Consider the following 23,568-nt stretch of genomic DNA (forward strand, 5'->3'; position numbering starts at 1 on the left):
AAGACTTGAAATCAGGGAAAGCGGAACCGGGCAGCGATCCGGTTCTGCCAAGGCGTCGTCAACGGACTGTCGATGACGCCATGCGCGTTATAGGCATGGATGAAGCGCGGCGCCTCGCCGGCGTCGGACAGGATGCCCAGATGCTTGGCCACCGCCCCTGCCCGCATTCGGAACAACAGCACGTCGCCTGCCTGCATCGCCTGGTCGCGGCAGACAGGCACCAGATGGCGCAGCGCGGCTTCCATCAGCACCTCGTGACCGCCGCCTTCGCCCCAGTCGGGGGTATAGGGCGGAGGCGCCTCCGGCTCGGTGCCATGGCACTCGCGCCAGACGCCCCGGATCAATCCCAGGCAGTCACAGGCCACGCCCTTGACACTGGCCTGATGCTGATAAGGCGTGCCGATCCACGCCCTGGCCACGGCCACGACATCATCCACCACGGCGCGACCCCGCTTGCGGCGCCATGATCCAGTCTTCCGACGGAAGATGAGGAAAGCCGCGAAAGTTGATGAAATTATTGAACTTATCCCGGCAGGTCGCGGCGCGCTTGTCGCATCCTGCCACAAGCCGGATCCGATCCCCGATAAGGGGCGCGATCCCAAGAGCCTGCCACAACTCGATCTTGCGATCGCCCTTCGGCAATGCGTCGTCGTTCTTGACGGTGGCGCCCAGCCCCTCGGCTTCGCCGGACAGGACCAGCAGGCTGCCCCTCTCGAACCATCCCGCCTCATAGGCCGGAAAGCCCGCGAACCGCAGGATGCGCCCGTCCTCGATGGCAGCAATAGTCGCCTGGGCGGCAAAGGTCTCTCCGCCCAAGGCCAGCTTGCACTGGCCATCCCCCAGGCGGGCGGAACAGCGGGGATGGAACACCCTGCCCCGCGCGGCGTTCAGCGGTTCCGACAACCCTCGCAGTTCGGCGCGGAACGCCCCCTGGGACCGGGCGATTTCCCCCAAACTGCCGGCAAAGACCAGCCGCCGGGCCGCCAGGTTTGTCCAGTCCACCTCCCACATCCTGACTTCGGCCCCATCCCAACGGCCTGCAAGCACATCCTTTTCCGTGATGGCGTCATCGGACAGCGCCCCTTCGGCCTCGGAGTTGTCGACCGAAAGCCCTGTTGCCTGAACCAAGGCGCGGGCGGACATACCGTGGTCGGGGCGGAACCGGACGCCCTCAAAGGTCAGGACCGCATCATGGTCGGTGAACCCCAGCACCATCCCGTCCGCCCGCCGCACCATCCAGGCGCGCGCGATTGTCGTGGCCGTCATACCCGCACCTCGATCACCGGGATGGCAGGCATCTCGCCCGCCTGGAAGGACGCCACCGACACCGCGATCCGGTCGGTATCGAACCGCACCGGCACGTCGAATTCGAAGCCCGCCGTGACCTCGGCCCCCGGCTCGGGCGCGTCGCTGAAGGTGATCAGTCCCTTGGCATGATCGACCCCGTAATGGATGCCTGGAAAGACCTCGTTTCCGCCAATACCCGCGCGAACGGTGTCCTTGACCGGCTTGTCGATCGGCCGGGCATAGCGGCCCGGCCCCGACGCATAGGTTTTCGCCAGTTGAAAGACCCGCGTCACGCCGTCGCCCTGCCCGATCACCTGGTCGTCAAAGGCCGGTGCGCGCGACGGCAGGCAGCTTTTGTAATCCGACCAGTCCTTCCAGCGGAACCCGTGCAGTTGGCCCGCCCGCGCCTCGAAGAACGCAACCAGGGCCGACAGGTCGTCCAGCGACCGCAGTCCCATGCCCGCGTCGTAACGGCGGCGGGCGTGCGCCCATGGAGTGTTGCGCTCCTCGAAACCGCTGGCAAGCGCCACGATCTCGGTCCGGCGTTCTGGACCGCCAATGGAACCGAAGGACAGGTTCGCCGGAAATCTTACCTCGTGAAACGCCATGTCCGCCCTGCTTCAGCTGTTGCGTTCGCCGCGCGCCAGAACGCGGCCCAATTGGGCAGCGATCTGCGACTGGCTGCGTTGGAAGCCCGCGACATCGGGCGTGGTGACGTTCACCGTGACGTTCATCGGACGCGATCCGCCCCCGGCAGACGCCACCCCCAGCCTGCCATCCGCTCCCCGGCGCAACGGCATGATCGCCTCGGGACCGGCCTCGCCCATAAGGCCGGTTGCTCCGCGCATCGGGAAATGCGTGGGCTGGCTGACGACGCCGCCCTTGGCAAAGGGCATCACCCGCCCCTGGACGAAGGCGCCGCCATTGGCAAAGGGCAAGGCCCCCGACAGCATCCCGCCGATCCCCTGGGCCAGCGATCCTGCCAAGGCGTTCTCGACCGGCTTCATGGCCATGGAAAACACCGTGTCAGCAATCGACCGACCGATACCCTTCAGCGATTCCGACAGCTTGTCGCCGTCAAAGACCAGCCCGTCGAATGCGCGCCGCAATCCGCCCTCGATCCCTGAACTCAGCGATCCCACCTCGCGCGCGGTGACGGTCATCGATTGCCGCAGCCGGTCCAGCTCCGCCTCGAAGGCGGCGGTCATGCGGCTGGTTTGGCCGAACCCCTGATCCAGGTCGTCCAGCGTCGTGCTGAAACCATCCTTGTTGGCCATAAGCCTTGCCCCTTATCCAGATGTGTCGCGCGGCCTGTCGGGAAAGCGCGCGGCCAGTTCGGCCAGCCTGTCCCGCGTCATGGCGGGTGGCCCCGCCTCGACCCCCAGCATCAGCGCCAGTTCGGCGGGCGTCAGCGCCCAGAACTGATCCGGGTGCAGGCCCAGGCCGCGCATCCCGGCCCGCATCAGGCCCGGCCAGTCCAGGCCCCCGTTCATGCGGCGATCCGAAACGCCCGCGCCAGAAGCTCGGCGGCGGCCCGGCCTGCTGCAATTGGCCCGCCTCCGATTTCGACGCTCAGCAGATCGGCGGCCGTGCCGCGCCAGCCGCCGCCACGCAGGCCCGCGACCAGCACCGCCAGCACGTCGCGGCTGCTGAAACGGCCCGCTTCGAAACGCTCGGCAATCGCCATCAGACTGTCGGCGCCCAGATCGTGTTCCAGTTCAGCCAAGGCCCCCAGCGTCAGCCGTGCGACATGGGCGGTGCCGTCCAGCACCACCTCGACCTCTCCGCGCATCGGGTTCGCCATCACAGCGTCACGAAGGTCAGCGCACCGGCCGAGGCCATCGTCACCTCATAGGTCGCCTCGCCATTATAGCTGCCTGCATACTCCAGGGCGGTAATCTGGAACGGCCCCTCCACGGTGCCGAAATCCGGGATCACCACCTGGAACCGGGGCACCTCTGCGTCAAAGAAAATCTGCCGCGCCCGCCCGTCGGTATTGGCATCGCGAAACACCCCCGAGCCGGAGATGGACGCGCTGCGCACGCCTGCCCCGCCCAGCAATTCGCGCCAGCCGCCTTGGCTTTCAAGGCTGGTCACATCGATCGTCTCGGCATTGAACGACAGGCGGGATGCACGCAGCCCGGCTATCGTCTCGAAGGCCCCGTTCCCGGTCATGTCCATCTTGATCAGAAGATCGCGTCCATTCTGTGCCGCCATGGCCCCTACTCCTCAGCCCAGGTCAATGCGCGCGCGAAAGGTCAGATCGACCCGCCGCGCCGCGCCGTTTTCAATCCGCCGCGCCCTGGCACGTTGGAACCACAATGCGGTCAGCCGCCCCCGGCTCAGTGTCAGTTGCGCCTGGTCCAAGGCGTCTGCCACGGCCACTGCCGCCGCCTTGACCGACGCAAAGCCCGCGCCTTGATCTGCGCCAGACAGGACCGAAACGACAAAATCGTGCTGGGACGCCGCCGCCGTCATGTCGCCGGCGTCCCGGACATCCTCGGGTCCAAGGGACACGAAGACGCCCGCGGGCGCCTCGACGGGCATTGCATCGAAGATCGCATCGCCCACCAGATCATACAGCGCCGCATCCCCGCGAAGGCATTGATAAACCGCCCCCTGCAGGGCGACGCTTGCCGCAAAGCTCATGCCTGGTCCTCCTCGCGTGCAAAACAGGTCAGCCACTGCCCGGCGCTGTCACGCTCGGCCACGGCCTCGATGGCAAACAGACGCTGCGCCATCCGCAGCCGCTGGCCCGCCGCCGGGCGCCGGGGATCGCCAACCTTGGCCCCCCGCACGGTGATCCGCCAGGACACGACGCTTTCGGGACCGACCTCGGCTCCGCGTTCCCGCCCGGTGCCAGCCTTCATCTCGGCCCACAGCGACCCGATCCGCTGCCAGACGATGCGATAGCCGCCCATCCCGTCGCCCTGCCGGGCCGACCCTTCCAGCTCCAGCCGGACATTCAGTTTTGGCACGCTCATCGCCGCACCTCACGGCTGCCACGCCCGGCCAGCGTGCGGACCTGGCGCCAGCGTTCGATCAGGGCGCTGACGCCGAATGGCATGGCGCCCTTCGTGCCGTCATGACTGCGATCCTCATAGTAACGCGCCGCCAGCATGATCACCGCCTGCGCCAGGTCGGCGGGAACCAGGGACCAAGCATCTCCGAACCCCGCCATAAAGGTCACGCTGACCATCCCGCGGCGCGGCACATGGGGCAGGATCACCCCCGTGGGCAGGATCATCGGCCGCTGTCCATGCGGCAGCAGCCGCCAGTTCTCGGCCGGAACCTCGGTCACGGTGCCCATGCCGTCGTCGATCTCGATCTTCTCGACTGCGACCACCGGCGCCAGGGGCAAGGTCTGGCCCAGCCGGTCGCGCCAGTCGTCCAGTTGCATCCGAAAGCGCCGGGTCAGCAGCACCTTGCCCGTGCGCGCCTCGATCGTTGCGATCGCCGCGCGCAGGAACCCTGCCAGGGCCACGTCCTCTGCCGTATCGTCCGCAATCTCGAAGCCTGTTCCAAGCCGCAAATGCTCGCGCAGCGCCGCGACAGGCAGCGCCTCGGCTGCAGGCGCCGTTTCCTCGATCAGCATCATCTCGCGAACCTCCCGTCTTGCTGTCCGCTTGTATTTCCACCGGGCAAGGCCCACCCGGGGCCTCGCCGTTGCATCACGTCGGGAAAGACCGCGCCCGCGCGCCGGCCATCAGCGCGCGCGGACAGTTGCAAACCGGCATGGCCAGCGACCGGTGCGCGGTCTTTCCCTCACCTGGTCCCGCGATCGGGGATCAGGCGAACTGCAACAGCTTGACGGCGCGGAAATCCGTCACCCCGCCGCCCACACGCTTAGTCGCATAGAACAACACGTGGGGCTTGGCGCTGAACGGATCGCGCAACACGCGCAGATCGGGACGCTCGACGATGGTATAAGCGGCGCGGAAATCGCCGAATGCCACGGCCATTGCTTCAGTGCCGATGTCGGGCATATCCTCGCTGATCAGCACCGGATAGCCCAGCAACTGCGGGGTCTGGCCCGCGGCCAGGGCGTCTGTCCACAGGAACCGGCCATCGGCATCCTTCATCTTGCGGATGGCGGCAGCGGTTTTGGAGTTCATGACGAAGCTGGCATTGACCCGGTATTCGGCACCAAGGGCATAGATCAGGTTGATCAGCGCATCCGCCGGGGCGGCCGTATCGAACCCGCCCATGGTGCCTGTTTCGACAACGCCGATGGTGCCATCGCCCGCCGTGGCATTGGGCGCGGTCGGATAGCTCAGGATACCACGCGGCTTCGACATGCCGTCGCCCGCGACAAAGGCTGCGGCCTCGGACCGGGCGAACTTGTCGGCGATGCGCTCGGCCAGCCAGGCCTCAACGTCGAACGCACCGTCGTCCAGCAGGCGCTGGCTAGCCTTTGGCATGGCCGACAACTCGTGCAGCGGGATCGAGATACGCTCGATGCCGCCCGGTGCGGTCTCGGCCGCCATGTCCTCGTCTGCCCAGCCTGCGCCCATCTCGCCCTTTTCGACCAGCACTTCATAGCTGGCGGATTCGATGGTCACGACATTGGCCAGCTTGCGCAAGGACGCGCCGGACCGCAGCACGTTCTGCACAGTCTCGGCCACCTGGGGCGCTGCCAGGAAACCGCCGTCGCTGGCGACGGTCAGGCCCTTTTCCTCGATGACCAGGCCACGCAGGCCGTCGTCGTCGCCGCTGCGCAGATAAGCGTTGAACGCCTTCTGATGGGGCACCTCGACTTCGGCGGCAGCGGACAGCGGGGTGCGGCCACGAAGGGCGGTCTTGCGATCAAGCATGGTCATGCGTTCGTCCTGTGCAGTGAATTTCTTTTGAATGTCGTCACGAAAGCCCCTGAGTTCGCTGACGAACCCCATCATGGCCCCCTTCAGGTCGGCGGCCGTGCCGCCACTGTCCGCGGCTTTCACCTCGGTCATGGTCTGTCTCCTCATCACGATGATCGGGGATGCCGCAGCTCCTTGGCCGCCCCTGCCTTCGGGTCGCCAAGGCGACCCAAATCCGTAGGGTGCGCACTCGCACGCACCGCCAATCTCAAACCCGCAAGGCCTCTGCCGCAGCCACAAACAGTACCGCCACCTCGCGCAGGTCGTCCGCGTCCTTGCGGCCCACCTTGGCCTCGGGCAGCATCGGGAACGTGACCAGCGACACTTCCCACAACTCGACCTCGGCCAGCACGCGGCGGCCCTGCTTGTCCCGTTCCGCCCGGATCGTGCGATAGCCGATGGACAGGCCGTCGATGGCGCCCGCCTGGATCAGGGCCGCGGCTTCCCGAGCCTGGGTCACCTCGGGCAGCAACCGCCCCTTGACCCACAATCCCTTCTCGTCCTCGCGGATCTCGTCCCAGACGCCGATGGGCTTTGCCGGGTCGTGCTGCCACAGCATCCGCACCTTGTCGCCCTTGGCCGCCAGCCGCGCGAGGGATGCGCCAAAGGCCCCCGGCGCCACCGCGTCGCCCCCCTGGTCCGTCATCCCGAAAAGGCTGGCATAGCCCTCGATCACCTGCCCGTCGGTCAGGACGGGCGCACCGCCCGCGAATTTCACTTCAAGTCCCGGAACCATTCGTCAGCCTCCTTTGGGCGCAAATTCGATAATGCCCTGCACGGCCTGCGTCAGGATCACCGCGACGACGCCATAAACGGTCATCCACAACCGACGCTCCAGCCCCTCAATCAGCGCCTCGATCCGCTCCAGCCGCTTCTCCATGCCGCCGAATTGCAGCGCCATGATCCGTTCCTGAGCTTCGAACCGCTGGTCGTGCCAGCCAAAGCTGTCCTTCACAAAGCGCGACCCTTCCATCCGATCACGCTCCGGCCAGCGGCGGCAGGCCCAGCAGCGCCCGCTTTTCCGCATCCGTCAGAAAGGCCGCGGCCCCAATCCTGGCCCATTGCTGGTCCCGTTCCTCGGCCAGGGCCGGGATGCGGTCGGGATCCGGGCGTAACTCGAACTCGGCGCCCAGATGCTCGGACAGCCACCAGGCGACCGATGCCGCGACCCGCGTAGCCAACGGCAGCACCGTCAGCCGGTAAAAGGCCCGATGCGCCTCGGCATAGTTGGCATAGGTCGCGTCACCGGGGATCCCCAGGGCGTTGTTGCAGAACTCACCTTTTGAGGTGAGTTCCCCTTACCCCGCCATCGTCATGCCACGCGTTCGATCTCGGCGGTGCCGAGTGCGTTGAAGCGGTTCATGAGTGCGACGCGGATGTGGACTTCGGCCGTTTGTCTGTCCGGGTCTTTTGAGGCGATCCGCTCGCCGAAGGATTTGAGGCAGCGCATTCTCGCCTCGATCCTGCTTCGGACGTGATAGCCGGACCAGTGCTTCCAGGTGGCACGACCGAAGCGCCTGCTCGCGCGAAGGATGTCGTTGCGGACGCGGGCGGCGGGGCAATCCTCCTTCCAGAGGCGCCCGTTCTTGCGGATCGGGATGACGGCCGTGCCACCGCGATCCACGATTGCGGTATGACAGCGCCGGGTGTCGAAGGCGCCGTCGCCCGTCACGGTGCCGATCTGCTCATCGGGCGGGATCTGATCCAGAAGGCCCGGCAGAACCGGGCTGTCTCCCTCACGGCTTGAGGTGAATTCCACCGCCCGGATGTCACCAGTAGCTGTGTCCATGGCCAGATGGACCTTGCGGTATTGGCGCCTGCGGTGCGTGCCGTGCTTGCGCGCCAGCCACTCTCCATCGCCCAGAAACTTGATCCCGGTGCTGTCCACCAGCAGGTTCAGCGGCCCTGACGCGCGGCGGCTGGATATCTGAACGGCAAGGGTCTTCTGTCTGCGGCTCAGAGTGGAAAAGTCTGGCACCGCCCAGTCGAGCCCAGCCATCTCCAAGATGCTGGACACCATGCCCGTGCATTGCCGAAGCGGCAGACCAAACAGCACCTTCACCATCAGGCAGAACTGGATTGCCGCATCGGAGAACACGGGCGGGCGGCCGGGCCGCCCCGCCCTGTTCGCCAGCCACGCCATGTCCTTGTCCAACCAGATCAGCAGCGAGCCGCGCCGCCTCAGGGCATCATTGTAGGATTTCCAGTTCGTCGTACGGTAGCGGGCAGGTTCAGGCTTCGTCATGCGAGGACGCTTAACCTACAGCAGTCCCCGCGTGAATCCTCGCTCGGGCGAGTTCTGCAACAACGCCGATCCCCAGCAACATGGGCGGCACGCCGAATGCCAGCGCGATCTCTCGCGCCGCCGACAGCTTCGTCTCGTGGAACTCCATGTCGCTGGGGCTGAACCCCATCGGCTTCCAGTCAAGTCCCCCTTCCAGCAGCATCGGACGCCCCGCATTGCGCGCGCCCTGGTGGTTCATCTCGATCTCGCCCACCAGCCGGTCGTATTGTTCGGGCGACAGAACCCCCTGGCCGTCGATGCCCTTATAGACAATGGCCCCCGAGGGCCGCGCCGCGTTGTCCAGCAGTGCCTTGGACCAGGCCGATGCGCTGTTGTGGACATCCAACGCAACCGCCGCCGCCTGCATGGGGGACAGGCCGTAATGGTCGTCCTGCGGATGGAAGGACTTGACGTGGCAGATCGGGTCGGGACTGCCGGTCATGTCGAACCGATGCTTGCGCCCGCCCAGCGCATATTCATAGGCCACAGGCCATCCGTCCGCCCCTGGAACGATGCTCATCCGGTCCGACCGCAGCACGTGCAGTTCCTCGGGCAGCCCCTGCGCACCCAGGCCAGCCGCCTCGACATAGCCGTTGCCCGACAACAGCATCTGCCCGAACAACGCCTCGAACAGTTCTGCCCGGCCCTGGCCCGGATTGGGGCGACGCAACAGATCCAGCACGGGATGCACGTCATAGCGCCGGTCGCGATCCTCGCAGACCAGCGGCACGGCAGCCCCTGCCTCGGCGATCAGCTTCACGCAGCGAAAGCCCACGGGATTGCCCACGAACCCGCCGCGCGTCAGGCTGGCCGTGTCACGCGACGACCAGACCGCGCGGCCCGCGCCGCTGGCCAGCGCCACCACTCGGCCCGTCGCACTGGCCTTTCTTTCCGGCGCGGGGGCCTGCTTTTCCTCCCGCGAAAACATTCGAAACGCCATCTCTGCCTCCATGCCACGAAAAAGGGCCGTCAAACGGCAGCCCTTTCATCCTGGTCCAAATATCCTCTGGGGGTCCGGGGGGCGAAGCGCCCCCGGCTTTTGCTACAACCTCCGCATCTGCGGCCGCCGCCAGCTTGCTCCCGGCTCGATCACCAGTTCGTGGATCGCCCAGACCAGCGCATCCAGCCTGTCCGGCGACCCGCGCCCCTCGAAGCCGCGCACCGTCATCTGGCACATCTGGTCCTCCAGCGCGCCAAGCCCGCGCAGGTGCTTGACCCGCCCCTGCTCGTACAGCGCGGCCACAGGCTCGGCCCGCAGCCCCTTGCCGCGACCGGCCCGCAAGGCCCGGAAAGGCACCAGCGGATCCACCTGCCGGATCACGCTTTCCACCAGGTCGCCGCCCTGGTTCACCTCGGCCACTAGGCGTTCCGCCCCATGCCGGTCCATCGCGGCAATCGCGGCACGGGCCCAGTCCAACGGCCCGCCCCTGATCGTGGCGTCCTCCAGCACCTAGGTCCGCCAGTCGCCCGGCTCGCCCTCGGCCACGACGCCCGCGACCACGATCCCGCATTCGTCGCTGGCCTTGCCTGCAGTGACCGCCGGATCGACCGCCACGACGACGCGCGACAGCCTGGGCGCCCGGTCCACCCGGCAACCTTCCAGCATGGCCGTCGTCCACAACGCGCCCTCGACATCGTCCAGCAGCACGCCATCCAGTTCCTGCCGCCCCAGCCGGGTGCCGCCATAACGCTGCGCCACCTCGGCCAGGAAGCTTTCCGCCAGATAAGCGCGGTTCGTATCCGTGGGCGCATGGGTCGTGACCGTGGACGCGTTGCCCAGGATCCGCTTCAGCACGCCCACGTTGCGCGGCGTGGTCGTGACCACCTGCTGCGGATTGTCCCCCAGGCGCAGCGCGAATTGCAGCATATCCCAGACATCCTCGGACTTCTTCCACTTGGCCAGCTCGTCCGCCCAGGCCGCGTCGAACTGCGGCCCGCGCAAGGCCTCGGGCTCGTGCGCGGAATAAACCGTGGCCGTCGCGCCGTTGGCCCAGACCAGCCGCTTGCGCCCGGCCTCCCAGACGGGACGCCGGTCGGGAGGAGAGCAGGCGAGGACCCCCTTTCCCCGAACACCATCACCTCGCGCACCTGGTCAAAGGTTTCCCCGACCAGGGCCACGCGATGACAGCGCCCGGGTGCGGCGGCGCTCGGTCCCTCGACCATCCGCCGCACCCATTCGGACCCGGCGCGGGTCTTGCCCGCACCGCGCCCGCCCATGATGACCCAGGTCTTCCAGTCGCCCTCGGGGGGCAACTGGTGGGGCAAGGCCCAGAACTCGAACAGCCAGGGCAATGCCATCAGCGCGTTTTCCGAAAGCCCGCCCAGGAAAGCGTCAACGTCCTCCGGCGCGGCGGAGGCAAGCCAGGCGGCGCCCGATTTCATCTCGTGCCGCGTCAAGGTCAAGGCTTCCGCCCCCGACCCCGCCGGCGATATCCTTGCGTAACTTGTCAACCCTGTTCCTTTCCACCATCAAAAGGCCGACCGCTTCGCGGACGACCTTTGCGGTCTGCATGGCGTCCTTCAACTCGGCGGGATCGACGGCCCCACTTTGCCGGGCCTCCAACGCGGCCTCGTGTCGTTTCAAATCCTTGACATAGGACCAGAACAAACCCTCGGCGACGGCAATGGCCTCGCTGGGGTCCATCGCAGCCTCCGCACTCGCAACCGGCTTCACGTCCGCCCGGACCGGGTTGACCCCGGACACGAACGGTCCTTCGAGGTCAGAAACCCCGCGCCATTCCATATCGTTCATGCAAACTGTCCCGCCTCGTGTCCTGTCCGCACGAGCCGAAAAACGAAAAAGCGGCCCAAGGGGTGCCCCCCGGCCGCTTGCCCATTTCTCCCAGCATGGAAATGTTCTACCTTAGGGCGTTCGGTAAGTCAATCGCTAAACCCACGGGCGTTCGGTTCACCCAAGTTTAACCAACCCGAACAAAGCCTTGATCCGCGCAACACCCCATGCAACACCCGCCCAGGCAGACTGTCGCAGCGCATCGGGATTCGCCTAGACGTCCTTCTTTTTCTGGCCCTTGGCCTCGGTCGCGGCGGCGATTGCATTGGCAGCCTCGTCCTGCATCTTCTGCGCGAACCCGACCATCTGCGCGGCATAGGCCTCGGTCCATTCCGGCAAGTGTCCCGACTTCATGGCGGCGGCGCGCATTTCCTCGCCCTTGTCGCGCATCTTCTGGAACTGTTCTTCCCAGGCGGTCTGCATGACCTGCCACTGATTGCGGACATTTTCCCCGGCTTCCTCGAAATAGTTCTGGAACTGACGGTTCATCTCGTCCTGGCGCTGCATGGCTGTTTCCTGCCATTTGCGCGCACTTGCCATCATCTCGTCGTTGCGGCTGCTCATATTGTCCTGCCACTCGGTCACGCGCTTTTCATAGGTGCGCGCATTCTCGGCCAGGGTGGAAAACATATCGGACAGTCTCATGGCTCAACCTCCTTGCAAAGACTCAGGCCCGGCGCGGTCCACGCCATCGGAAAAGCCCGCCCCTTGCCTGCGATGCTGCGGCGGGGGGCGGGCCTTGTCAAACCCTTTGCACGGCTTGGGCCGGCTCAGCCGTCGCCCTGGACGGGACTGGTCGGATCGCCGCCCTGCTGGCGTTCGATCTCGCGCCAGCGCGCGACGGCGGCGTTGTGTTCCTCCAGCGTGCGCGAAAAGGTATGCCCCCCGGTCCCGTCCGCCACGAAAAAGATGTAATCCGTGCTGTCGGGGTTCAGGGCCGCCCGGATCGCCGCCCGGCCCGGATTGGCGATCGGCGTCGGCGGCAGCCCATCCACGCGATAGGTGTTATAGGGCGTGGGCGCCGCCAGTTCGGACCGCCTCAAGCCCCGGTCCAGAACCCCCTGCCCGTTCGTGATGCCATAGATCACCGTCGGGTCCGTTTCCAGCCGCATCCCGCGTTCCAGCCGGTTCACGAAGACACTGGCGACCTGGGGCCGCTCCTCGGCAAGGCCGGTCTCCTTTTCCACGATCGACGCCATTACAAGCGCCTCCTCGGGCGAAGCATAGGGCAGGCCGAACGGCCGTGCTTCCCATTCCTCGGCCAGGATCGCCGCCTGCCGCTGCGCCATCTGGGCCAGCAAGGCCGAACGGCTGCCGCCCTTCTCGACCTCATAGGTGTCCGGCGCCAGGCTGCCCTCGGCGGGAACCTCCTCGATCTCGCCGCTCAGGAAGGGCGCGGCCTTCAAGGCCTCGACCACCTGCCAGCTGGTCACGCCCTCGGCCATGGCGACCCGCAGCCGCGCGCCCGGCCGGTCAACCGCCGTGCTGATCGCCTGCGGCGGTTGCTCGGTCGCCGGATCGAACCGGGCCATCTCCTCGAAGGCGCCGGTATCCGGGTTCATGTCGCGCAACATCACCGTATTCTCGCGCACGCCGACCCGCACCACCACCTCGGTCCCGCAGGTCGAAGGCCCGCCTGCCGTGATCACATCGACGATCTGCCCCATGCTGGCACGGGGCGGAACCAGATAGCTGCCGAACTTCAGATCCCGCGCCTTTTCCAGGTAATCCGTTCCTGCCCGGAAGACATAGGAATTGCTGATCGCCCCCTGCTCCACCAGTTGCTGGCTGACCGCGTTCAGGCTGGCCCCCGGCGCCACCTGCACGCATTGTGCCACAGCGCTTGGGCCCGGCCCGGTGAACTGATGCTTGCCCCATGCCACCGCGGCCGCCGCGGCGATCAGCAGCACGATCATCAGCGTCAGGAAGTTCGAGGCGATGTTGCGCCAGATCATCCCCGGACCTTTCCAAGGACCAGGCAGGCATTCGTGCCCCCAAATCCAAAGCTGTTCGACAAGGCCACGTCGACGCGGCGCCGGACAGCCGCGTTAGCTGCCAGGTCAAGCTGCGGTTCGACTGCCGGATTGTCCAGGTTGATCGTCGGCGGGCAAATCCCGTCCCGAATCGCCAGCGTGCAAAAGATCGTCTCGACCGCGCCCGCAGCCCCCAGCAGGTGGCCGATGCTTGACTTGGTGGACGACATCACCACGTTCGGCGCGTGGTCGCCCAACAGGCGTTCCACCGCACGCAGCTCGATCGTATCGGCCATGGTGCTGGTGCCATGCGCATTGATATAGTCGATGTCGGACGGCTCCAGCCTCGCATGGCGCAGCGCGTTCTGCATCGCCCGGAAGCCGCCGTCGCCATCCTCGCTGGGCGCGGTGATGTGATAGGCATCCCCCGACAACCCGTATCCCAGCACCTCGGCATAGATCTTGGCACCCCGCGCCCGCGCGTGCTCATATTCCTCCAGGATCACGCAGCCCGCACCCTCGCCCATGACAAACCCGTCCCGGTCCATGTCATAGGGACGCGAGGCCGCCTGCGGATCGTTGTCGCGCTTGGTCGACAGCGCCTTGCAGGCGTTGAAGCCCGCGATGCCAATCTCGCTGATGGGACTTTCGGCCCCGCCCGCGACCATCACATCGGCATCGCCCAGCATGATCAGCCGCGCGGCGTCGCCGATGGCGTGGGCGCCCGTGGAACAGGCGGTCACGACCGCGTGGTTCGGCCCCTTGAAGCCAAAGCGGATCGACACCTGGCCCGACACCAGGTTGATCAGCGCACCGGGAATAAAGAAGGGCGACACCCGCTTCGGCCCGCGTTCCTTGATCAGCACCGCCGTTTCCGCGATCGAGGTCAGCCCGCCGATCCCCGACCCGATCATCACCCCGGTCCGCTCGCGGTCCTCATCGGTCTGGGGCTCCCAGCCGGAATCCTGGACGGCCTGAACCGCTGCGGCCATCCCGTACAGGATGAAATCATCGACCTTGCGCCGGTCCTTCGGCTCCATCCAGTCGTCGGGGTTGAAGCTGCCGTCGCGGCCATCACCCATGGGGATCTCGCAGGCGTATTTCGTCACCACGTCCTTGGGATCAAACCGGGTAATCGGCCCCGCGCCGGACTGCCCGGCCAACAGCCGTTCCCACGTCGCCTCGACGCCGCAGGCCAGCGGCGTGACCATTCCCAACCCGGTGACAACAACCCTGCGCATCCGATGTCCTTCACGCTGCAAATTCGTTGCGGCCCTGATACACGCGCCACGAGATCCACGCAACGTCGCGCCTGCCCTCTATCCGGCGGGCCTTTGCCTTGGTCCAAATATCCTCGGGGGGTCTGGGGGGCGAAGCGCCCCCAGCCTTCGCGGGACGCAATCAGACCAACCCTTCGGCCCTGAAATCCGCCCGCAGGTCGCGTTCGGGGCGTGGCCCGACGTGCCCGATCACCTCGGCTGCGGCCACGCAACCCATCCGGCCCGCCACCACCAGCGGCGCCCCCTGCGCCAGCCCATAGATCAGTCCCGCCGCGAACTGGTCCCCGGCCCCCGTCGCATCCACCGGCACGACCCGATGGACCGGCGCGGTTACCCGCTCGCCTTCCCGGATCAGGATCGCGTCGTCCCCCGACCGGGTGCAGATCACCGTGCCGCAATCGGCCGATGCCAGGCGCAGCGCCTCCTCCAGATCCGTGACCTGATACAGCGAGGTCCATTCGTGGATGTTGCCGATCACATAATCCATCGGCCCTGCCACCAGTCGCCGGAAATCCGCGCGGTGACGGTCCACGCAGAACGGATCGGACAGCGCGATGCCTGCCTGCCCGCCTGCTTCGTGACAAGACCGCGCGGCCTTCAGGAAAGCCTCCTTCCCCTTGGGCTTGTCGAACAGATAGCCTTCCAGGAACAGCCACCCGGCCCCTTGAAAGACCGAGGGATTCACGTCGTCCGGCCCCAGTTCGGCGGAAATCCCCAGATAGGTGTTCATCGACCGCTCGCCATCCGGCGTCACAAGGATGATGCTGCGCGACGTGGGCAACTGGTCCCCCGCGACCGGAGGGTTCACGAAGACCGTCCCCGCCGCCTCGGTCTGCTCGGCATAGGACAGGCCCAGCGCATCATTGGCGACCCGCCCGATAAAGGCCGTGCGCAACCCCAGCATCCCGATCCCGGCCAGCGTGTTCGCCACCGATCCCCCCGGCACCAGCCGCGATCGGGCGCGCTCCGGCCCATGGTCGTCGGCCTGCGCGGCCATCAGGTATTCCGACCGTTCCCGCTCGATCAGCTGCATGATCCCCTTCTGCACCCCCAATGCCGCAAGCCGCGCGTCATCGGTAGGCGAGATCACGTCCATCACCGCATTGCCGATGCCGATCACGTAAGGGGTGGTCATGCGGTCTTCTCCTCATATGGGCACAGGTCATGGATGATGCAGACCGCACAGCGCGGGCGGCGGGCCTGGCAGATGTATCGGCCGTGCAGGATCAGCCAGTGATGGGCGTTGTCCTGGAACCGGGCTGGCACGTTGTCCTCGATCGCGCGTTCCACTTCGTCCACGTCGCGGCCCGGCGCGATCCGGGTGCGGTTGCCCACGCGGAAGATATGCGTATCGACCGCCTGCGCCGGATGGCCAAAAGCCGTGTTCAGCACCACATTGGCCGTCTTGCGCCCCACGCCGGGCAGGGTCATCAGCGCCGCGCGGCTGTCGGGAACCTCGCCGCCATATTCGTCCACCAGGATGCGCGACAGGGCCATCACGTTCCTGGCTTTCTGGCGGAACAGCCCGATGGTCTTGATATGGTCGGTCACGCCGTCCAGCCCCAGGGCCAGCATCTTCTGCGGCGTGTCCGCCACCGCGAACAGGCCCCTGGTCGCCTTGTTCACCCCCACGTCGGTCGCCTGCGCCGACAGCGCAACGGCCACGACCAGCGTGAAGGGGTTGGTGAATTCCAGCTCGGTTTCCGGCTTCGCGTTCGCGCCCGCCAGCCGCGAGAAAATCGCGACCTGATGGGCAAAGGGCAAGGGCTGCGGCAGACGGCGGGGCTGGACCATGGCCCGTTGCTTTTGACTGCCCCCGCCGGGCATTGCAAGCCCGGCCCGTTGTTCAAGGATTTTTCCGCCAATCCAGCAGGTTCCACGCAGCCGTGACTTTCCTTTCCCCCGGAACTGCGCCAGCCTCCGCACGTTGAGCGGCAGCCGCAAGGCTGCGAGTCCCGGAAAGGAAAGCCCATGAACCTTCGCCTCACAACCCTCCTGGCCGCATCGGGCCTTGTCGCCCTTGGCGCCTGCGCGCCCACCGACGGCACCGGCACCACCGGCATGAGCCGCACCCAGCAAGGCGCCCTGGCCGGGGCCGCGGTCGGCGCCGTCTTGGGCGCGACCCGCGATGACGACAGCAACAACGAAGGCCGGGACGCCGCGCGCGGCGCGATCCTGGGCGCGGCGGCGGGCGCCGTCGCCGGCAATGTCCTGGATCGCCAGGCACAGGCCCTGCAACAGTCGCTGTCAAACCCGAACATCCAGGTGATCAACCGGGGATCCTATCTGCAGGTCGTCATGCCCGAAGGCATCCTGTTCGCCACGGGTTCCGCCGCCGTGTCGGGCGCCGCCCAGAACGACCTGTATGCCGTCGCGCGCAACCTGAACCAATACCCCAACAGCCGGGTCGAGGTCGTGGGCCATACCGACAATACAGGCAGCATGGCGCTGAACATGGACCTGTCGCAACGCCGCGCGCAATCCGTCGCAGGCATCCTGGCCGCAGCGGGCGTGTCGTCCGGCCGTCTGATGGCCTCTGGCGCAGGGTATAACCAACCCATCGCGTCGAACAACACAGCCGAAGGCCGCGCCCAGAACCGCCGGGTCGAGATCCTGATCCGCCCGACCAACTGATTCCTATAAGCGAAACCCCCGCCGCTTGCGCGACGGGGGTTTTTCACTGTCCGCTGATCCGGCTTGCGCCCGTCAGTTCAAACGACGCGCCACGTCTTCGATGGCTTCGTCGATCCCGGCGGACCGTTGCCCGCCGCGCACCTGCTGGGCCAGCAGGGCGGATGCCGCGGCAATCGCCGCCTGCACAGCACGGTCGCGCACGGCGCGCACCGCATCGGCCTCGGCACTGGCGATCTGATCCTCGGCCCCCTTCAGGCGGCGTTCGATGGATGCTTTCAGATCGGCCTGGGCCTTGGCGGCCTGGCCTTCGGCCTCGCGCTTTGCATTGGCGACGATCTGATCCGCCTGCCCTGCCACGTCGCGCTGGCGACGTTCATAGCTGGCATAGATTTCCTGCGCTTCCTCGCGCAGGCGCTTGGCCTCGTCCAGGTCGCGCCGGATGCCTGCCGCGCGGCTGTCCAGCAGTGCGCCGATCCGGGCGGGAACCTTGAAATACAGCAGCACGCCCACGAAGACCAAGAACGAGATCAGGACGATGAAGTTCGTATTTCCCAGCGAAAAGAACGAACCCGTCGCGGCAAAGGCCGGTCCGGCGGTCAGCGCGGCAGCAGCAATGACGGCAAGTTTCTTCATTGCAACGTCCCCTTCATGCGGCTGTCCACGGCCTGATCGACCGCAGCCTGATCCACCGTCCCGCCAAAGCTGCGCACCAGTTCGGCGGCAACATCGCGGGCGACCTCGCGCGCGTCGGTGTCGGCGGAATCGCGGATCTCGCGGATGCGCTTTTCCGATTCCGCCGCGCGGGCCGAAATCTCGGCATCGGCATGGGCAATGGCGGCGTCCAGTTCCTTCTGGATTTCCGCACGATTGGCCGCAACGATCTTGCCAGCCTCGGCCCGTGCATCGGCAAGGGCCTTGTCATAGGCAGCCTCGGCCTCCTTGGCCTTCAGCTTGAATTCCTCGGCGGCCATCAGATCGCCGGTCACGGCGCCCTGGCGGTCCGACAGGACGGCGCCGATGCGCGGCAGCGCGATCTTGGCCACGACCCAATACAGCACCAGCATGGTGACGATGAGCCAGAAAATCTGGTTCGCAAACGTCGCGGTGTCCAGCTGGGGCAGGCCCGTGGCCGTCTCGGTCTCGCCATGCGCGATCGAGCTGGCGACGCTTTCGGTATGTTCGGCCGCGGTTGTGGCGGCCTGTTGCAACAGGCTGATCATGTCCAGATCCCTTGGCCTTGTCAGGTCACGAAGGGGCGGAGGCGAACCCCCACCCCGCCGCAAGGATGAACAGGAATCAGACCGCGAACATCAGCAGAAGCGCGACGAGGAACGAGAAGATCCCCAGGGCTTCGGCAAAGGCCATGCCGATGAACAGCGTGGCGGTCTGGCCGGCGGCGGCCGACGGGTTGCGCAGGGCGCCCGACAGGAAGTTGCCGGCAACGTTGCCCACACCGATGGCGGCCCCGCCCATGCCGATGGCGGTCAGGCCGACGCCGATGTACTGGCCCAGTTCTCCGATATTGCCTTCCATGATGATGCTCCTTGCGGTTGGAAGTTGTGGATGGGGGTGATGACCTGTGCGTCCGGCGTCAGTGCGACGGATGCAGCGCGTCCTTCAGGTAAACGCAGGTCAGGATGGTAAAGACGTATGCCTGGATGAAGGCCACCAGGATTTCAAAGGCATACATGCCGACAACCGCCAGGATCGAGATCGGGGCAACGGCGGCGATGGCCGCAAAGCCCGCGAACACCTTGATCACGGCGTGACCGGCGATCATGTTGCCTGCAAGTCGGATGGAGTGGCTGACGGGGCGCACGAAATAGCTGATGACCTCGATCACCGCCAGAACCGGGCGGATCGCCAGGGGCGCCGAGCGGACCCAGAACAGATCCAGGAAATGCGCGCCGTTCTTGACGAACCCGATGGTGGTCACGGTCAGGAAGACCGCCACGGCCAGCAGCCCGGTGATCGCGATGTGCGAGGTGACCGTGAAGGCCATGGGCAGCAGGCCCAGGAAGTTCGCGAACAGCACGAACATGAACAGCGTCATGATATAGGGGAAATACTTCAGCCCGTCCTTGCCCGCGATGTCGGCGACCATCTTGTGGACCAGGCCATAGGCCAGTTCGGCCATCGACTGGCTGCGGTTCGGCACGATGGCACGCCCGCGCGTCCCCATGACCAGCAGCGCCAGCGTGGCCACGACGATCAGGAACAGCCACAGCGTGACATTGGTCGGCGTGTACCAGTGGACCGCCCCGTCGCCAAACAGCGGGCGCACGATGAACTGGTCCATCGGGTGGAAAGACAGGCCGGTTGCCTCGCCATGCGCTTCTGTCGCCACGATCAGTCCCTCTCGTCGGTGCCCGGCGTCTTGCCGGAGGTGCTGCCAAGTTCGGCTGCCGTGCGCATCATCACCTTGATGCCGGCCACGAAGCCCAAAAGTACAAACAGGATCAGCATCATCGGCAAGGTGCCGAACAGCCAGTCCAACCCGTATCCGATCCCGGCGCCCAGCATGATGCCCGCGACGATTTCGGTGACCATGCGCCAGGCGACGTGCGCCTTGTCATAGCCCGCCATCGGCCCGGCGGCCTCCGGCTGTTTGGTCAGCTTGGACAGCCGTCCTTCCAGGTCGCGCAGGCGGGCCGCATCCGCTTCCCTGTCCGCGTCGTTCCCGGGCCGATCGGCCATCTGTCACGTCCCCGTTATTCGGTTGCCGGGTGTCTAGGGTGGATCGCCGGGCAAGTCAAGCAACTGGCCATGATGATCAACCTTTTGAATAATCATCGTTTTCCAGATCGCATCACCGCCGCGTGCGACTTGCAATCCCTGCCCCGCCCGGACATTATTCAACCGCATGGTTGACCATTCCGGTCATCGACCTGCTCTGGACCTTGATGAACGCCCCCTTGCCCGACCGCCTGGACCTGATCTTCGCCGCCCTGGCCGATCCCACGCGCCGGCGCGTGCTGTCGATGCTGCTGGAGGACGACATGGCCGTCAGCGACGTGGCCCAGCCTTTCGAGATGAGCCTTGCGGCGATTTCCAAGCACCTGTCGGTTCTTGCGGCGGCGGGCCTGATCCGGCAGGAACGGCGGGGCCGGATCACCTGGTGCAAGCTGGATCCCGACGGGATGCGCGCGGCCTCGGTCTGGATGGGGGGATTTGGGCAGTTCGACCCGGTTGACCTCGACGATTTCGAGCGCTTTCTGGAAGCCGAGATGCAGGACTGGACCAAGGAATGACCCCTCGCCCCGACATCCTGTGCATCGGTGCGATGCTGTGGGACGTGATCGGCCGCGCGCCGCGCCGCATGGCGCCGGGCGCCGATGTGCCGGGCCGCATTCGCCACATTCCCGGCGGGGTGGCGCTGAACGTCGCCGTGGCCCTTGCCCGCTGGGGCCTGCGCCCCGCTGTGCTGTCCGCCGTGGGCCGCGACCCGGAAGGCCACGCGCTTGTGGCCGAGGCCGAACGGCTGGGCGTTATCACCGCGCATCTGGCCCGCGACACCGGGTTGCCCACCGACACCTATATGGGCATCGAGGACAGCGAAGGGCTGATCGCCGCCATTGCCGATGTCCACAGCCTGGAAGACGCGGGCGCCGCCATTCTTGCGCCGCTGGACGGCGCGTTGTCCGGCTGGACCGCGCCGGTGGTCCTGGACGGCAACCTGACCGCCGCCCTGCTGGACGCCATTGCCCGCGACGCCCGCCTGATGGGCGCCGACCTGCGCGTGGTCCCCGCCAGCCCCGGCAAGGCCGAGCGGCTGGAACCGCTGATCGCCGCCCGCCGCGGCTGCTTCTACCTCAACCGGCTCGAGGCCGAGATCCTTGCCGGCCACGCCTGCCCTGATGCCGCCAGCGCCGCGCAAGCCGTGGTGGCGCGCGGCGCCGCCCGCGTGCTGGTGACCGACGGTCCCCAACTTGTGGCCGAGGCGATGGCGGGCGCGCCCACCCTGACCTTTGCCCCGCCCGCCGTGACCGTGGCCCGCGTGACCGGCGCGGGCGATTGCTTTCTGGCGGCACATCTTGCCGCCGAACTGGCAGGCCAGCCGCGCGACACATCCCTGCGCCGCGCGGTGGAAGCCGCAGCAGCCCATGTTTCCGGAAAGGACGTTCCATGACCGCCCCCCTGACCCATTCGCCCGAGGTGTCCGACGCGCTTGCCGCCGGCCGCCCGGTTGTCGCGCTTGAATCGACGATCATCACCCACGGGATGCCCTGGCCGCAGAACCTGGAGATGGCGCGGCAGGTGGAACAGGTGATCCGCGACAATGGCGCGGTGCCCGCGACGATCGCGGTCATGGACGGGCAGATCCATGTGGGGCTGACGGACGACGCCTTGCAGGCCCTGGCCCGGACCCCGTCCGATCAGGCGATGAAGCTGTCGCGCGCCGATCTGGCGGTCTGCCTTGCCAATGGCCGCACGGGTGCGACCACGGTGGCGGCGACCATGATCTGCGCGCATCTGGCGGGCATCCGGGTCTTTGCCACCGGCGGCATCGGGGGCGTGCATCGGGGGGCGGAAAGCAGCTTCGACATTTCCGCCGATCTGCAGGAACTGTCGCAAACCCCGGTAACGGTGGTCGCGGCGGGCGCAAAGGCGATCCTGGACCTGCCAAAGACATGGGAGGTGCTGGAAACCCTGGGCGTCCCGGTGATCGCCTATGGCCAGGACGACCTGCCCGCCTTCTGGTCGCGCAACAGCGGGATCCGCGCGCCGCTGCGCATGGACGATGCCGGCCAGATCGCCGCCGCCGCCGCCATGCGCGGGCGCCTGGGCCTGAAAGGCGGCCAACTGGTCGCCAACCCGATCCCCCCCGAAGCCGAGATCGCCCGCGACCAGATCATGCCGGTCATCGAACAAGCCCTGTCCGAAGCCGAAACCCAAGGCGTCGCCGCCAAGGAGGTCACGCCCTTCCTGCTGCAACGCATCTTCGAACTGACGGGTGGCCGGTCGCTGCAATCCAACATCGCCCTGGTCCTGAACAACGCCCGCCTGGCGTCGCAGATCGCCATCGCCATGACCCGTTGACCAGACAACCCCTTCTGCCGTAAGGCTGGCGGCGTGCGCGGCTGGCGGAATTGGTAGACGCAGTTGGTTTAGGTCCAACCGCTTCGGCGTGGGGGTTCGAGTCCCTCGCCGCGCACCACATCCACCCTGCTGCTTGACGTGAACACCCTGCCCGTGGGAACTTGGAAGGATCGTGTCCGACCCGATACGGTATGACTGTTCACCTGTGCCGACATGGGAGACCATGATGAGTGACGAGGGGCAGTGTCGGCTGGTCAGGCCGGGCGGAACCTATGATGGCAAGCAAGGCTTCCGCTATCTCGAAGGGATCTCGGCTGAAAGCGTCGGCACGACCGGCATCTGCCTGCATCTTCTGACGATCCCGGCCGGCGGGCGCGCCAAGGCACATCTGCACAGCGACCACGAAACGGCGATCTATGTCCTGAGCGGGGTTTCGGAGATGTGGTATGGCGACCGGCTGCAGCATCACATGCGCGCGAGCGCGGGCGACATGGTCTATATTCCGGCGGGGGAACCGCATCTGCTGTTCAATCCCGGACCCGATCCCGTGGTGGCCGTGATCGCCCGCACAGATCCGAACGAACAGGAAAGCGTCGTCTTATTGCCTGAACTTGAAGGACTTGTTCCACGCTAGCCGTCCGGACAGATCTTTGCTGTCGGCAGCTTGATATGCTTTTGGCTGCCTTGAAGGGGCCGCTGAGAACGAACGCCGCTTGGAACGGCTGGTTGCCCGCCCCCTGCGTTCGCTTGACTTTCAACCGTCCGGTCAGCAATCTCGTTTTGTACCTATCTATCGACAGGCAGCAGGAGGGTCTTATGAACATCGACCTTTCGCGGCGCGGCTTTTTCAAGCTGGCGGGCGCGGGGGTTGCGGCGACATCGCTTGGGGCCATGGGCTTCGGCGAGGCCGAGGCGGCGGAACAGGCGCATGTGCGCGCCTTCAAGCTGGCCACGACCACGGAAACGCGCAACACCTGCCCTTATTGCTCGGTCGCTTGCGGCATCATCCTTTATTCCAAGGGTGACGTGAAAGCCGGCGAGACCGCCGAGCTTCTGCACATCGAGGGCGACGCGGACCACCCGACGAACCGCGGCACGCTGTGCCCCAAGGGCGCCGCGCTCAAGGATTTCGTCCACGCGCCGACGCGCCTGACCAAGCCGCGCTATCGCGCAGCAGGCGGCGCCGAATTCCAGGACATCACCTGGGAAGAAGCCCTGGACAAGATCGCCCGCGCGATGAAGGACGACCGGGACGCCAACTTCATCCAGACGAACGAGGCGGGCGTGCCCGTCAATCGCTGGACGACGACGGGCTTCCTGGCGGCGTCGGCAACCACGAATGAGACCGCATGGCTGACCTACAAGACGGTCCGGTCCATGGGGATCGTCGGATTCGATAACCAGGCGCGCGTCTGACACG

The 23,568-nt window shown here is 66.5% G+C and carries 31 protein-coding genes, 1 tRNA gene and 3 pseudogenes; 7 read left to right on the top strand and 28 right to left on the bottom strand.

Annotated elements, in window-relative coordinates:
* Positions 1 to 11 precede the first annotated feature (11 nt).
* The 23 genes and pseudogenes from Q5701_RS03030 to nth all read right to left on the bottom strand — a co-directional run bounded on the left by Q5701_RS03030 (position 12) and on the right by nth (position 16,268).
* The gene (locus Q5701_RS03030) at positions 12 to 437 is read right to left on the bottom strand and encodes an NlpC/P60 family protein (RefSeq protein ID WP_373568644.1); all 426 of its coding nucleotides are present in this window, start codon (positions 435 to 437) and stop codon (positions 12 to 14) included.
* On the bottom strand, positions 430 to 1,266 hold the full coding sequence (locus Q5701_RS03035; protein ID WP_306753692.1) for a phage/gene transfer agent baseplate hub protein: 837 nt from the start codon (positions 1,264 to 1,266) through the stop codon (positions 430 to 432). The genes Q5701_RS03030 and Q5701_RS03035 overlap by 8 nt, the downstream gene beginning before the upstream one ends.
* Positions 1,263 to 1,895, bottom strand: coding sequence for a DUF2460 domain-containing protein (locus Q5701_RS03040; RefSeq protein ID WP_306753693.1), 633 nt, complete (start codon positions 1,893 to 1,895; stop codon positions 1,263 to 1,265). The genes Q5701_RS03035 and Q5701_RS03040 overlap by 4 nt, the downstream gene beginning before the upstream one ends.
* A 12-nt stretch (positions 1,896 to 1,907) precedes the next feature.
* The gene (locus Q5701_RS03045; protein WP_234853463.1) at positions 1,908 to 2,564 is read right to left on the bottom strand and encodes an RcGTA-type gene transfer agent tail tape measure protein; all 657 of its coding nucleotides are present in this window, start codon (positions 2,562 to 2,564) and stop codon (positions 1,908 to 1,910) included.
* Between the two features lie 12 nt (positions 2,565 to 2,576).
* Complete coding sequence (locus Q5701_RS03050; protein WP_306753694.1) at positions 2,577 to 2,780, bottom strand: rcc01693 family protein; 204 nt, start codon at positions 2,778 to 2,780, stop codon at positions 2,577 to 2,579.
* On the bottom strand, positions 2,777 to 3,091 hold the full coding sequence (locus Q5701_RS03055) for a gene transfer agent family protein (protein WP_306753695.1): 315 nt from the start codon (positions 3,089 to 3,091) through the stop codon (positions 2,777 to 2,779). The genes Q5701_RS03050 and Q5701_RS03055 overlap by 4 nt, the downstream gene beginning before the upstream one ends.
* Positions 3,091 to 3,504, bottom strand: coding sequence for a phage major tail protein, TP901-1 family (locus Q5701_RS03060; RefSeq protein ID WP_306753696.1), 414 nt, complete (start codon positions 3,502 to 3,504; stop codon positions 3,091 to 3,093). The genes Q5701_RS03055 and Q5701_RS03060 overlap by 1 nt, the downstream gene beginning before the upstream one ends.
* 12 nt (positions 3,505 to 3,516) lie before the next feature.
* Positions 3,517 to 3,936 (bottom strand): DUF3168 domain-containing protein, encoded by a 420-nt coding sequence (locus tag Q5701_RS03065; protein WP_306753698.1) that lies wholly within the window; start codon positions 3,934 to 3,936, stop codon positions 3,517 to 3,519.
* Positions 3,933 to 4,271, bottom strand: a complete 339-nt coding sequence (locus tag Q5701_RS03070; RefSeq protein WP_306753699.1) for a head-tail adaptor protein — start codon at positions 4,269 to 4,271, stop codon at positions 3,933 to 3,935. Before Q5701_RS03070 ends, Q5701_RS03065 begins: the two co-directional genes overlap by 4 nt.
* Positions 4,268 to 4,885: a head-tail connector protein gene (locus tag Q5701_RS03075; protein WP_306753700.1), complete on the bottom strand. Its 618-nt coding sequence runs from the start codon at positions 4,883 to 4,885 to the stop codon at positions 4,268 to 4,270. Before Q5701_RS03075 ends, Q5701_RS03070 begins: the two co-directional genes overlap by 4 nt.
* 190 nt (positions 4,886 to 5,075) lie before the next feature.
* Complete coding sequence (locus Q5701_RS03080; protein ID WP_306753701.1) at positions 5,076 to 6,239, bottom strand: phage major capsid protein; 1,164 nt, start codon at positions 6,237 to 6,239, stop codon at positions 5,076 to 5,078.
* Positions 6,240 to 6,354: 115 nt separating this feature from the next.
* Entirely contained in the window at positions 6,355 to 6,882 is a 528-nt protein-coding gene (locus Q5701_RS03085) for an HK97 family phage prohead protease (RefSeq protein WP_306753702.1), read from the bottom strand.
* A 3-nt stretch (positions 6,883 to 6,885) separates the two neighbouring features.
* The gene (locus tag Q5701_RS03090; protein ID WP_234853471.1) at positions 6,886 to 7,119 is read right to left on the bottom strand and encodes a GTA head formation protein, RCAP_rcc01685 family; all 234 of its coding nucleotides are present in this window, start codon (positions 7,117 to 7,119) and stop codon (positions 6,886 to 6,888) included.
* A 4-nt stretch (positions 7,120 to 7,123) separates the two neighbouring features.
* Positions 7,124 to 7,405: pseudogene (locus Q5701_RS03095) on the bottom strand (phage portal protein); the annotation flags it as partial.
* A 53-nt stretch (positions 7,406 to 7,458) separates the two neighbouring features.
* Positions 7,459 to 8,391: an IS5 family transposase gene (locus tag Q5701_RS03100; RefSeq protein WP_306753704.1), complete on the bottom strand. Its 933-nt coding sequence runs from the start codon at positions 8,389 to 8,391 to the stop codon at positions 7,459 to 7,461.
* A gap of 67 nt (positions 8,392 to 8,458) precedes the next feature.
* Positions 8,459 to 9,370, bottom strand: a pseudogene (locus Q5701_RS03105) (phage portal protein); the annotation flags it as partial.
* Between the two features lie 102 nt (positions 9,371 to 9,472).
* Positions 9,473 to 10,812: pseudogene (locus tag Q5701_RS03110) on the bottom strand (DNA-packaging protein).
* Positions 10,763 to 11,173, bottom strand: coding sequence for a permease (locus Q5701_RS03115; RefSeq protein ID WP_234853474.1), 411 nt, complete (start codon positions 11,171 to 11,173; stop codon positions 10,763 to 10,765). The pseudogene Q5701_RS03110 and the gene Q5701_RS03115 overlap by 50 nt, the downstream one beginning before the upstream one ends.
* Positions 11,174 to 11,434: 261 nt before the next feature.
* Positions 11,435 to 11,866, bottom strand: a complete 432-nt coding sequence (locus tag Q5701_RS03120) for a hypothetical protein (RefSeq protein ID WP_234853475.1) — start codon at positions 11,864 to 11,866, stop codon at positions 11,435 to 11,437.
* 125 nt (positions 11,867 to 11,991) lie between these two features.
* The gene (gene mltG, locus Q5701_RS03125; protein ID WP_306753705.1) at positions 11,992 to 13,176 is read right to left on the bottom strand and encodes an endolytic transglycosylase MltG; all 1,185 of its coding nucleotides are present in this window, start codon (positions 13,174 to 13,176) and stop codon (positions 11,992 to 11,994) included.
* The gene (gene fabF / locus Q5701_RS03130; RefSeq protein ID WP_306753707.1) at positions 13,173 to 14,435 is read right to left on the bottom strand and encodes a beta-ketoacyl-ACP synthase II; all 1,263 of its coding nucleotides are present in this window, start codon (positions 14,433 to 14,435) and stop codon (positions 13,173 to 13,175) included. Before fabF ends, mltG begins: the two co-directional genes overlap by 4 nt.
* A gap of 160 nt (positions 14,436 to 14,595) precedes the next feature.
* A complete protein-coding gene (locus Q5701_RS03135; RefSeq protein ID WP_306753708.1) occupies positions 14,596 to 15,609 on the bottom strand; it encodes an adenosine kinase in 1,014 nt (337 codons plus the stop codon).
* On the bottom strand, positions 15,606 to 16,268 hold the full coding sequence (nth, locus tag Q5701_RS03140; RefSeq protein WP_234853479.1) for an endonuclease III: 663 nt from the start codon (positions 16,266 to 16,268) through the stop codon (positions 15,606 to 15,608). Before nth ends, Q5701_RS03135 begins: the two co-directional genes overlap by 4 nt.
* 177 nt (positions 16,269 to 16,445) lie before the next feature.
* Here nth and Q5701_RS03145 point away from each other — a divergent pair, with 177 nt between their 5' ends.
* On the top strand, positions 16,446 to 17,108 hold the full coding sequence (locus Q5701_RS03145) for a YiaD family glycine zipper/OmpA-like lipoprotein (protein ID WP_306753710.1): 663 nt from the start codon (positions 16,446 to 16,448) through the stop codon (positions 17,106 to 17,108).
* A gap of 72 nt (positions 17,109 to 17,180) precedes the next feature.
* On the opposite strand, the gene Q5701_RS03150 is transcribed toward Q5701_RS03145, so the two are convergent.
* The 5 genes from Q5701_RS03150 to Q5701_RS03170 form a co-directional block, all read right to left on the bottom strand.
* Complete coding sequence (locus tag Q5701_RS03150; protein ID WP_234853481.1) at positions 17,181 to 17,741, bottom strand: F0F1 ATP synthase subunit B; 561 nt, start codon at positions 17,739 to 17,741, stop codon at positions 17,181 to 17,183.
* Positions 17,738 to 18,328, bottom strand: coding sequence for a F0F1 ATP synthase subunit B' (locus tag Q5701_RS03155; protein ID WP_306753711.1), 591 nt, complete (start codon positions 18,326 to 18,328; stop codon positions 17,738 to 17,740). Before Q5701_RS03155 ends, Q5701_RS03150 begins: the two co-directional genes overlap by 4 nt.
* Positions 18,329 to 18,404: 76 nt before the next feature.
* Positions 18,405 to 18,641 carry a F0F1 ATP synthase subunit C gene (locus Q5701_RS03160; protein ID WP_089343169.1) on the bottom strand — a complete coding sequence of 79 codons (237 nt, stop codon included), beginning with the start codon at positions 18,639 to 18,641 and terminating at the stop codon, positions 18,405 to 18,407.
* Positions 18,642 to 18,699: 58 nt separating this feature from the next.
* A complete protein-coding gene (locus Q5701_RS03165; protein ID WP_234853483.1) occupies positions 18,700 to 19,455 on the bottom strand; it encodes a F0F1 ATP synthase subunit A in 756 nt (251 codons plus the stop codon).
* A 2-nt stretch (positions 19,456 to 19,457) separates the two neighbouring features.
* A complete protein-coding gene (locus Q5701_RS03170; RefSeq protein ID WP_306753712.1) occupies positions 19,458 to 19,805 on the bottom strand; it encodes an AtpZ/AtpI family protein in 348 nt (115 codons plus the stop codon).
* Between the two features lie 206 nt (positions 19,806 to 20,011).
* Here Q5701_RS03170 and Q5701_RS03175 point away from each other — a divergent pair, with 206 nt between their 5' ends.
* The 6 genes from Q5701_RS03175 (at position 20,012) to Q5701_RS23140 (ending at position 23,564) form a co-directional block, all read left to right on the top strand.
* Positions 20,012 to 20,359, top strand: a complete 348-nt coding sequence (locus Q5701_RS03175) for an ArsR/SmtB family transcription factor (protein WP_306753713.1) — start codon at positions 20,012 to 20,014, stop codon at positions 20,357 to 20,359.
* The gene (locus tag Q5701_RS03180) at positions 20,356 to 21,237 is read left to right on the top strand and encodes a PfkB family carbohydrate kinase (RefSeq protein ID WP_306753714.1); all 882 of its coding nucleotides are present in this window, start codon (positions 20,356 to 20,358) and stop codon (positions 21,235 to 21,237) included. Before Q5701_RS03175 ends, Q5701_RS03180 begins: the two co-directional genes overlap by 4 nt.
* The gene (locus tag Q5701_RS03185) at positions 21,234 to 22,148 is read left to right on the top strand and encodes a pseudouridine-5'-phosphate glycosidase (RefSeq protein ID WP_306753715.1); all 915 of its coding nucleotides are present in this window, start codon (positions 21,234 to 21,236) and stop codon (positions 22,146 to 22,148) included. The genes Q5701_RS03180 and Q5701_RS03185 overlap by 4 nt, the downstream gene beginning before the upstream one ends.
* Positions 22,149 to 22,183: 35 nt before the next feature.
* Positions 22,184 to 22,266, top strand: a tRNA-Leu gene (locus Q5701_RS03190).
* A gap of 105 nt (positions 22,267 to 22,371) precedes the next feature.
* The gene (locus tag Q5701_RS03195; RefSeq protein WP_306753716.1) at positions 22,372 to 22,782 is read left to right on the top strand and encodes a cupin domain-containing protein; all 411 of its coding nucleotides are present in this window, start codon (positions 22,372 to 22,374) and stop codon (positions 22,780 to 22,782) included.
* A gap of 182 nt (positions 22,783 to 22,964) precedes the next feature.
* Complete coding sequence (locus tag Q5701_RS23140; RefSeq protein ID WP_234853488.1) at positions 22,965 to 23,564, top strand: molybdopterin-binding domain-containing protein; 600 nt, start codon at positions 22,965 to 22,967, stop codon at positions 23,562 to 23,564.
* Positions 23,565 to 23,568 lie beyond the last annotated feature (4 nt).

This window comes from Paracoccus actinidiae (assembly GCF_030863885.1).
In the GTDB taxonomy this organism is placed as follows: Bacteria; Pseudomonadota; Alphaproteobacteria; order Rhodobacterales; family Rhodobacteraceae; genus Paracoccus; species Paracoccus everestensis.